Annotated in this window: 6 protein-coding genes; 4 read left to right on the forward strand and 2 right to left on the reverse strand. The window is 41.5% G+C overall.

Annotation, left to right across the window (positions count from 1 at the left end; all coding sequences use genetic code 11):
- Window positions 1-280: 280 nt before the first annotated feature.
- Window positions 281-895: a JAB domain-containing protein gene (locus E1163_RS03270; RefSeq protein ID WP_155169412.1), complete on the forward strand. Its 615-nt coding sequence runs from the start codon at window positions 281-283 to the stop codon at window positions 893-895.
- A gap of 116 nt (window positions 896-1,011) precedes the next feature.
- On the opposite strand, the gene E1163_RS03275 is transcribed toward E1163_RS03270, so the two are convergent.
- Window positions 1,012-1,350, reverse strand: coding sequence for a winged helix-turn-helix transcriptional regulator (locus tag E1163_RS03275; protein ID WP_155169414.1), 339 nt, complete (start codon window positions 1,348-1,350; stop codon window positions 1,012-1,014).
- 371 nt (window positions 1,351-1,721) lie between these two features.
- Here E1163_RS03275 and E1163_RS03280 point away from each other — a divergent pair, with 371 nt between their 5' ends.
- The 3 genes from E1163_RS03280 (at window position 1,722) to E1163_RS03290 (ending at window position 5,209) form a co-directional block, all read left to right on the forward strand.
- Window positions 1,722-1,889 (forward strand): hypothetical protein, encoded by a 168-nt coding sequence (locus E1163_RS03280; protein ID WP_155169416.1) that lies wholly within the window; start codon window positions 1,722-1,724, stop codon window positions 1,887-1,889.
- 568 nt (window positions 1,890-2,457) lie between these two features.
- Window positions 2,458-2,943 (forward strand): YfiR family protein, encoded by a 486-nt coding sequence (locus E1163_RS03285; RefSeq protein ID WP_185155940.1) that lies wholly within the window; start codon window positions 2,458-2,460, stop codon window positions 2,941-2,943.
- Between the two features lie 28 nt (window positions 2,944-2,971).
- A complete protein-coding gene (locus E1163_RS03290; protein ID WP_185155941.1) occupies window positions 2,972-5,209 on the forward strand; it encodes a TonB-dependent receptor plug domain-containing protein in 2,238 nt (745 codons plus the stop codon).
- A gap of 68 nt (window positions 5,210-5,277) precedes the next feature.
- Here E1163_RS03290 and E1163_RS30365 read toward each other — a convergent pair.
- Window positions 5,278-6,142, reverse strand: an 865-nt coding sequence (locus tag E1163_RS30365; RefSeq protein ID WP_185155942.1) for a hypothetical protein, incomplete at its 5' end; no start/stop codon positions are given.

A 6,142-nucleotide genomic window follows, 5' to 3' on the forward strand; every position in this document is an offset into this window, starting at 1 on the left:
GAGTAATTTTGACTACTAGATTATCCTCAGCCGTAATGTTCCTTGTATCTATTTTGTACCTTTCTGAACCAACTTTTTGTCTTGTAGATGGGCGGATAGTTCTGCTTTTTATTATTTCTGTCATTCGATATAGTTTTTGATAAAATTAGATTAAATCTATATTCTACTTAACATGTTATCAATACCCAACCTTAGGCATTTTTCCTCCAAACCACCGCTAATTCCAAAAATTCCCCCATCCCCTCCCATTCCACTAAAAAACATACTATTTTAGCAGCCTATGAATGTCCGACTAACTCAAGAGCAAAAGATCAAGGTACTCAACTCCGAGGATCTGTATAAGGTGATGCAGCAGGTGCTGCTGCGTGAAAACAAAATTGACAGGAATAAGGAGCATTTCTGGGTGGTTTGCCTTGCCAGTAATAACCAGATACTGCTGATCGAGCTGATCAGTCTGGGTACGGTTAACCAGACGCTGGTGGAGCCTATGGAGGTGTTTAGTTTTGCTTTGCAGAAACGGGCGGTACAGATCATTATGGTGCACAATCACCCGAGTGGTGAACTAAAGCCTACCAAAAGTGATATAGAAGTTACGGATAAGATGCTGGCCATCGGCAAGTTCGTCAATGTGCCGGTGATTGACCACCTCATCATTACGGAAGAGAAATACTACAGCTTTGTAGACTCCGGTATGCTGGAGAAGATTGAGAAAGAAACGACTTACGACCTTTCTTTTAAGCAGATTGATGAGTTGAAGAAGGAGATTGCGGGGATTGAGAAGCGAAGAGCCTTTATAGAATTAGCAGAGAAAATGCTAGAGGATAAACAGCCAATCAAGGTTATTGCCAAATATACCGGTTTGTCAGAGCAGGAAATTTTGGAGATTGGCCGTTAGTAATAGGTAATCAGTCATCGGTGATCGGTAATCTGTATTTGGTAATCGGTTTATGGGGGAACTGCTTGACTGGTGCAGTCTACTGTAACTCAATACTCAAATCTCACGACTAAAGGCTAATTTTCTTTGTTGTTCATTTCCTTAGCCCACTTTCTGGCCCAGGCGCCCAAAGGACTAAGCAATTCGAAAAGCTCCTCTCCTCTTGATGTTAACGCATAGCCGTCCAGTGTTCTTTCTATCACACCTGCGTGGGTGAGTTCCTTTATCCTTACATTTAGTGTGGTGGGCGAAATGGTTTCGCAGTGTTCCTGTAGCTTTCTAAACGTACTCGGGCCTTCTTTCAGGTACCAGATAACCCCCATAGCCCAGCTTCTGCCCAGCAAATCTAGTAAAGCCATTACCGGTTGGCCTGTCTTTGAACCCCTTACAGGTTCGCCTGGTTTCGGAAATTTCATAGTCGCTGCATTTTAAAACTCTCAAATGTACATATAATGTGGCCATTTCCCGGATAATAACAGCTAAAACTTCGGGCTGGTAAGTCATGGCACCTGTTTAGGGGTAGCGATCTGCACGATCTCATAGGGCTTATGGCTTTCTGCTGGTGTGGCTATTAGTGCTACTGAGCAGACAAGCTTTACCAAACTTTTGGAAGTTTAGTAAAGCTGCGGTTTAGTACTTTTTGCTGGCAAGTCTATTTGAAAAATTGAGAGCCAAAGCTGTGTAGAAGCTACTTTCAACTGAAGCGGTTGAGGCTTAAAAATTTACCTGTGAAATGTATTTGCATATTGTTACATTTAATGTAGTATTGCTACATAATAAGTAGCAAATGAAAGCATTTAGTTTACAGCAATTCCTAAGGCTAAAATTCAAAGCATCAGCTATAACCAAAGCTGACGAACCAGTTAAAACCACAGACGTAGACGAGGAGAAACTATCTGCTTCTCAAAAGCGGGTGCAGGCGTATGGTGAGTGTCCGCTACATCCGATGAAGTGAAAGTTCTGCTTACTACTTACTGGTTCGCCAGCTCATGAATTTTTCTTCATGAAAGATTGATTCGGGCACGGCCGGAACTTAATTACAGTATATCAGGCGAGCATTAACCTCTCCGATTCTGGTATGTGCTTAAGCATTCTTCTGCACATTTAATCAGGAGACCCCCAAACTTCGCTGCGCTGCGTTTGGGGTGACGTGGTAGTCAGATAGTAATATTTAAAGTTTTTGCCCCAGTTTGCGTACCGCTTTTGCCGATTGCCTACTTTCTTACCGCTTCCCTGCCGATGTCTTTCGAAGAGGCCTCGGCGTCTTTTCAAGCAGGATTGCGCTCACAGGCATATACAATATTTCAGGGTAATCCCTTACATAAACTCAGTATTGCCCTGATTTATCTTACTCCCGCCAGTCATACCTTTGTGCATTGTAATTGTCATTTTTTTATATGAATAGTTGGTTTTGGCGCGATAAGCTGTGGACAGCAATGTCTTCAGAGCACATAAGTCCTGCCTGTATTTTTTCAAGCAAATGGCGTACAGCAATTTATAAGAGCAGGCATCCCGCGATCCTTATGCTACTTATATTTTGCCTTTGTATTCCCGCCACTGCTCAGGTTTCTTCCTATCAGGAGCTTCAGGGAGCTTATCTCTACAATTTTGCCAAATATATAGTATGGCCTGAGGAAGATTCGGAGCTTTTTATCATTGGAGTTATTGAACACGCTGAAATTACTGATCATTTTAAAGATATATTTAAAGACAAGAAAGTTAGGGGGATGAAGATCAAATTAAAAACGATCCATTCTGAAACAGAGCTTTCCCCTGCTCACATGGTTTACATGCCAAACAACTCCTCTCTTGACATTTCCTCCATAAAATCTGCCTTGCAAGGCACAAGTACCCTTATCGTAACAGAGGAGGATTTGATTGGTAAGGGAGCCAATATCAGCTTCATAAAGAAAGGAAAAAGCCTGCGCTTTACAGTTGATGAAAAAGCTTTGACCGGGATAGGATTAACAGCCAACCAGGGATTACTAAACCTGGCAATACAAAAATAAAATCCATATGAATAAACACTTACAAACTATGAACTACAAATTTTTCTTTTTATTGGTACTTACATGTACACTTTTTCGTACTGGCTTTGCCCAGAAAGATGAGGTTAGTTCTGACGAACTCATGGAAATGTCATTGGAAGACCTGATGAATATACGGGTAATAACCCCAACCAGAAATGTGCAAGGTGCAAATGAAGCTCCTGCCACAGTAATGGTTATAACAGCGGAGCAAATAAAGATCAGAGGATACAGAACCCTTGCTGAGGTGCTCAATGATTTGCCGGATTTTATTGTCAACGATAAATCAGACCCCCAACATTATAATGTTATTACCTCCAGGGGACTACAACGACAAGACCTGCTGCTTGTATTACTTGATGGGATAAGGATTTCATCTCCCACCAATGAACCACTACCCTTCCTGGAAAATTTTCCGTTGTACATAGCCCGGCAAATAGAAGTGGTTTATGGCCCGGGATCTGCCCTGTACGGAGCGGATGCCATGGCCGGCGTTATCAACATTATCACCCAAAAAGCTGATAGTCAGGAATCATCCTTACAAGCTATCGGAGGCTCCCAGGGATATTCAAGTGGTAATCTGTTTCTAAATAAAACATTAAAAAATGATTTCCATATCTCAGTGGCAGGGCAGTATACCCATGATATGCAGCCTGACTTTTCTGAGGTTTATGAGGAATACAATGTTGATGCTTACGAAACAGGAGTTTTCAACACCGCATATGGCCCTATGACGCCTCAGCAACCCTTAACTGCGGGGTATGAGGCTCCCATTAAATCTTACAATTTTTACTCCTCTTTGGATAAGGGTGGCTTTTCAATGAAGGTGCTCCATCATTATGTACAGGTGCCTTCTTCCACTACCTTAAAGCCTAATAATGGGGTATACAACAAAGATGTTTTTTACGGGCAGGGTGTTACCACTGGTAGCGCAAGTTACACTGCTTCTACGGATAGGTTAGAGTCTATCAGTACGCTTACGGGAAGTTATTATGAGGTAAATCCGGAGTCTAACTACCGTAACCTCTACGGGGGCATGGAGCATGGCTACAAATATAGCATGGGGTCTATGATGAAAATCGAGGAACAGCTAAATTATAAAGTTTCCGAAAAAGTAAACCTCACCGGCGGAGCTACTTATGAGTTCTTTCAGTCTATTCCCAAGGCACCTGAGTTGCAGGAGCCGGTGGCTAAAGAAGGTTCTATAGGCGGCACCCTGCTAAATTCAGCTACTCCCGACAATCCAAACGGCTTTGAAGTAAAGTTCTTTTCACTGGTTTATAATAACGTGGGCGCCTATCTGCAAGGACAATATGCACCAGTTCGTAATCTGTCATTTACTGCAGGTCTTAGGTACGACCATAATTCGAGGTTTGGCTCTACGGTCAACCCCAGAATAGGCGCTGTTTATAGTCCATTTAAGCATACTACCATTAAAGCACTTTATGGTACAGCCTTCTGGGCACCTTCGCCACATGTATCATTTGAATCATATGGATCATTTTATACCGAAGATGGAGGCCAGACCTACCAATCCGGATTTTTGCACCTGCCCAATCCTAATCTTGAGCCAGTGACTTCACAGATGACCGAGTTAAGCCTTAAGCAGCGGGTACGAAGAAACCTTGATCTTACGCTTACTTTATACAACTCAAGAGTAGAAAATACAATTACCAATGTGCCGGACAATGGCAACACCAACCTTTATAACAATGAATTTCTGGGCTGGAATGTATATTACATTGAGGTACCTTACAATCAGGGTAAACAGGAAAACTACGGTGGAAATATTGCCCTTAACAGTGTCTTTTCCCTCGGCAGGATCGATTTTAATCTCTGGTCATCAATCAGCTATGTTGATGGAACTGTGACATTGGCAGGATCTGACACTGAAACAGAGCAAGCCAATCTTGCCCCATGGCAGTTCCGCATTGGCCTTGACGGGTCGTTAGGGAATTTAGATTTCTCTGCAAGGTTACTGCAAGCAGGAGCACAACGCACAGCCTCTTTCGTTGACAGTACCAATCCTGACGAAAGGGAAACCGTAGATGGCTACTCATTACTGAACATCTCTACCGGCTACACTTTTAAAAACAGAGCAACACTTTTCGTAAACATCCAGAATGCACTGGATCAGCGCTATAAAAATACAGTGGCCTGGGATGCCTCCAACCCAGATTCAGAAACCTTCAACAGCAGTTTTCAAAATCCTTTAAGGGTAATGGCGGGATTAAGGTTTATGTTTTAGGTAGTTGTGACTAAAGCTTAATAACTGCTTTGTTAAAGCCCCCTGAGTTTTCGGGGGCTTTTGTTTTTTTAGTCGCTTTTCTTTTTCTTGGTAAGTCTACTCAAATATTCTGCAATAGGGATATCAAACCCAGCATTGAAGTAAACCTCTCTATTATCATTGATCTCAGCGGAAACAGCACCAATATTTAAGTCCAGCCCATTAAAGAAATGAAAACCCACTGCACCACCATATGAAGCCGCATTTAGATTATCATCCGATTTCAAAGCATCAATTTGATACAAAAGGCCGGAGCCGTACGCTACCAGATAGATATCATTGAGGATAGGCTTTCTCTTTTGATAAAAATACGTGGTCTTGTAAGTATAATATCTGTTCAAATCGAAGATTTTGAATTTAATTCCCAGTTTTTCAGACGCATAACTGATAGAATAGTCATCCTTGCCGTATAAGTAATTATAGCCTACGGTGAAGTATAATGAAATCTTATTGCTGGATTCCTTCACATATCTGTCATTTAGGTAAAGGATAAAATCTTCAACTTTAATATCAACATGGTTGGAGTCTTTATCTATTAAAATGTATTTCTGCAGATTAGCTATATCACTCAGCAATCTGTTGTAGTTTAAACCAAAAAATACATCTCCAACATCAACAATTAATTTAGCAATCTGATCATAGCTTTTTGCCTCATCCAGGTTAGTAATTACCTGAAACAGCTCTGCCAGATTTTGCTTGACATCTTTTACTTCATTACCGTTGATCTGTTGCAGTTTTCGATTAAATTCTTTGTATTGATAATTTATCATGTTCACATTTGCACTATCTAAAAGGTTGATAAGGCTACCAAGGCCTTCAACCTTTGGATTTGCCGCCATAAGAGCTGGAATGACCGATTGTATAGCTAATGCTATATCATCATACCTTTTCTCT

The sequence above is a fragment of the Fulvivirga kasyanovii genome, assembly GCF_009711405.1.
In the GTDB taxonomy this organism is placed as follows: domain Bacteria; phylum Bacteroidota; class Bacteroidia; order Cytophagales; family Cyclobacteriaceae; genus Fulvivirga; species Fulvivirga kasyanovii.

Bases quoted from the DNA above. Each gene is read 5' to 3' on its own strand.
- E1163_RS03275 (WP_155169414.1), bottom strand. From the start codon at position 1,350: ATGAAATTTCCGAAACCAGGCGAACCTGTAAGGGGTTCAAAGACAGGC.
- E1163_RS03290 (WP_185155941.1), top strand. From the start codon at position 2,972: ATGAACTACAAATTTTTCTTTTTATTGGTACTTACATGTACACTTTTT.
- E1163_RS03285 (WP_185155940.1), top strand. From the start codon at position 2,458: ATGCTACTTATATTTTGCCTTTGTATTCCCGCCACTGCTCAGGTTTCT.
- E1163_RS03270 (WP_155169412.1), top strand. From the start codon at position 281: ATGAATGTCCGACTAACTCAAGAGCAAAAGATCAAGGTACTCAACTCC.
- E1163_RS03280 (WP_155169416.1), top strand. From the start codon at position 1,722: ATGAAAGCATTTAGTTTACAGCAATTCCTAAGGCTAAAATTCAAAGCA.